We start from the raw sequence: 3,510 nt of genomic DNA on the forward strand, positions 1-3,510 counted from the left end.
CGCCCGGCGCGATGATCTCCTCGACCCACTCCAGATCCTGCGCGACGCCGTTCGCGGAGTGGTCGTCGCGGAGGTGCCGTCGGTGGCGCCGCGCCGTCCGCCCAAGGTCCCGGTGGGCCTGCGGGACCTGGCCGGCGGGCATCCCGACCCCGCTCTGCTGCCCGCCCTCGTCCCCCCGGCCCTCCTCTCCCCCGGCGCCCGCTCCCACCGCTCGATGCCGAGGCTGGCGCGTCTGGAGGAGGCCGTGCGGGAACGGCTCTCGTCCGACGGCGTCCCCGTGGAGCACGTGACGTTCGCGCACGGCGCGCTCGATCTGGTCGCCCGTCTGCTCTCCGTGGAACTGCGCCCCGGTGACGCCGTCGCGATGGAGGACCCCGGGTATCACCACCTCCTCGACCTGGTCGCCGCCCTGGGACTGCGAGCCGTCCCTGTCGCCGTGGACGACGAGGGCGTGCGGCCCGAGGCCCTGGAGGCGGCGCTGCGTGCGGGTGTGCGCGCGGTGGTGTGCAGTCCGCGTGCGCAGAACCCGTACGGCGGGGCCTTCACGCGCGCGCGGAGGGACGCGCTCGTCGAGGTGCTGCGGACGGCGCCGGACGTGCTGGTCGTGGAGAACGACCACGCGTCGGAGGCGGCGGGAGTGCCCCTGTGGACGCTCACCGCCGACGGGCCCGCGCGCTGGGTGCACGTCCGGACGGTCAGCAAGTTCCTCGGCACCGACCTCAGATGGGCGGCGGCGGCCTGCGACGCGACGACGCTCGCCCGGCACGACGGGCGGCTGCTGCTGACCTCCGGCTGGGTGAGTCACTTGCTCCAGGAGACCGTCCACGGGCTGATGACCGACGACGGCACGCGCGCGCTCGTCACGCGCGCGCGGGAGGCGTACGCACTGCGCCGGACGACGCTGCTGAACGAGCTCTCCGCGCGCGGGATCACCGCGCACGGCGTGAGCGGGATGAACCTCTGGGTGCCCGTGCGCGACGAGTCGGCGGTCGTCAACGGGCTGCGGTCCCGGGGCTGGTGGGTCGCGGCCGGAGCGAGGTTCAGGCTGGCGTCCGCGCCGGGCGTACGGATCTCGGTGGCCGAACTCGAACCGGCGGACGGGGCGCGGCTGGCTGCGGACTTCGCCGGTGTGCTGGGCGAGTCCGAGGCCACGTACGGGGGCTGAGAGGGTCAAGGGGGCGAGCCGCCCCCCTGGCCGCCCCCCAGCGGGCCCTCAGGCTCGTTCGCGGGCCAAGTCCTCGTAGAAGCCCAGGAGGCTCAGGTCGTCGATGGAGCCGGGGTTGACGGCCTTCTCCAGCGGGGTGCCCTGGAGGAGGCGTTTGACGGGGACCTCGATGCGCTTGCCGGTGAGGGTGTGCGGGATGCCGGGGACCTCGATGACCTCGTCCGGGACGTGGCGCGGGGAGAGCTGATCGCGGATCGCGCGCTTGATGCGGTCCAGGAGGGCGTCGTCGAGGACCGAGCCGGGTGTCAGGTGCACGAAAAGCGGCATCCAGTAGCCGCCGTCGGCCTGCTCGACGCCGATGACCAGGGATTCCTTGATCTCGGGGAGGCGTTCGACGACCTCGTAGATGTCGGCGGAGCCCATCCGTACGCCCTGCCGGTTCAGCGTGGAGTCGGAGCGGCCGTGGATGATCACCGACCCGCGCGCGGTGACGGTGATCCAGTCGCCGTGCCGCCAGACGCCGGGATAGGTGTCGAAGTAGCTGTCGTGGTAGCGGCTGCCGTCGGGGTCGTTCCAGAAGCGGATCGGCATGGACGGCATGGGGTTGGTGACGACTAGTTCGCCGACCTCGTCGATCACCGGGCGGCCCTGCGGGTCCCACGCCTGGAGGTCGGTGCCGAGGCCGGGTGCCTGGAGTTCGCCGGTGTACACCGGGAGCGTGGGGACCGCGCCCGCGAAGCAGGAGCAGACGTCGGTGCCGCCGCTGACGGAGGCGATCCAGGTGTCGGCGCCGACCTCGTCGTGCAGCCAGCGGAAGCCGTCCGGGGGCAGCGGGGAGCCGGTGGTGGCGACGCACCGCACGCGGGAGAGGTCGTAGTCCCGCGCGGGGTGCACGCCGGCCTTGCGGCAGGCCATCACGTACGCCGCCGAGGTGCCGTAGAGGGTGGCGCCGGTGCGTTCGGCGACGCGCCACTGGGCGCCTGTGTCGGGGTGTCCGGGGCTGCCGTCGTACAGGACGACGGTGGTGCCCGTGAGGAGGCCGGAGATCAGGAAGTTCCACATCATCCAGCCGGTGGAGGTGAACCAGAAGAGGCGGTCCTGCGGGCCGAGGTCGCAGTGCAGGCCGAGCTGTTTGAGGTGTTCGACGAGGATGCCGCCCTGCGACTGGACGATCGCCTTGGGCAGGCCGGTCGTGCCGGAGGAGTACAGGACCCACAGGGGGTGGTCGAAGGGGACCTGTTCGAAGACGGGTTCCTCGTCGCCGTCCGTGAGGGAGTCCCAGTCGAGGGCTCCCTCGGGGGCGGCGGTCCCCAGGAGGGGGATGTGGACGACCGCGCGGAGGGTCGGCAGTTCGCGGCGGAGTTCGGCGACGGCCTCGCGGCGGTCGTGCTCCTTGCCGCCGTAGCGGTAGCCGTCGACGGTGAACAGGACGACCGGTTCGACCTGCTGGAACCGGTCGAGGACGCTGCGGGCGCCGAAGTCGGGGGCGCAGGAGGTCCACACGGCGCCGACGGCGGCCGTGGCGAGCAGGGCGACCGCCGTTTGCGGAACGTTCGGGAGATAGCCGCTCACGCGGTCTCCCGGGCGTACTCCGAGGCGTCGGAGGGCCGCGGCGAGGGAGCCGACCTGGCGGCGCAGTTCGGTCCAGGTGACCGGGCGGGGTTCGTGGGTCTCGTCGACGTGCAGGAGGGCCGGTTCGTCCGCGCGGGTGGCGGCGGCGCGCAGGGCGTGTTCGGCGTAGTTGAGGGTGGCGCCGGGGAACCACTGGGCGCCGGGCATCGAGCGGTCGCCGAGCACGCGCGCGTAGGGCGTCGAGAAGCGGACGTCGAACCACTCGACGACGGCCGTCCAGAACGTCTCGGGTTCGGCGACGGACCAGGCGTGCAGGGCCGGGTAGCCGCCGTCGGCGGGGGCGCCGTGCCTCTCGGCCGCCCATGCCTGGAACTTCGTCACCTTGGCGCGGGCGATACGCTCGGCGTCCGGCTGCCAGAGCGGCCGAGGGTTCAGGGTCGACATGGGGCGGCTCCCGGGCTGTGCGCGTGAGGGCGGCGGCTGACAGGGACGATGCCATGTGATCGACTTCTGCACCAGGGTGTGCTCCGCCGTGCCGGTTTTGTGAACCGTGATCCCGTCGTGGGTGAACGGAAGTTGAACGATGCGCGCGCGGGGAGCGGTCAATGGCAGGGTGAGCAGCATGGACGGTCGTGACCTGGTGCGTTCGATGAAGGTGGTCGGTTCTGTGGGGGCGGCCCAGAGGTTGCGTACCGTGCGCTCGGCGTGGCGCAGGAGGCGCGCGGACGCCTCCGGGCTGCCCTCCCGGGGCGCGGAGCGGGCGCGGGTGCCGG

The 3,510-nt window shown here is 72.9% G+C and carries 2 protein-coding genes; one reads left to right on the top strand and one right to left on the bottom strand.

From position 1 onward, the window contains the following. Nucleotides 1-1,165: aminotransferase class I/II-fold pyridoxal phosphate-dependent enzyme (locus ACVNF4_RS33900; RefSeq protein ID WP_461806712.1), on the top strand; the 1,165-nt coding region annotated here is incomplete at its 5' end. A 48-nt stretch (nt 1,166-1,213) separates the two neighbouring features. Here the strand turns inward: ACVNF4_RS33900 and ACVNF4_RS33905 are convergent. After that, entirely contained in the window at nt 1,214-3,181 is a 1,968-nt protein-coding gene (locus ACVNF4_RS33905; protein WP_461806713.1) for an acetoacetate--CoA ligase, read from the bottom strand. Between the last annotated feature and the right edge of the window lie 329 nt (nt 3,182-3,510).

The organism is Streptomyces sp. S6, from assembly GCF_054880855.1.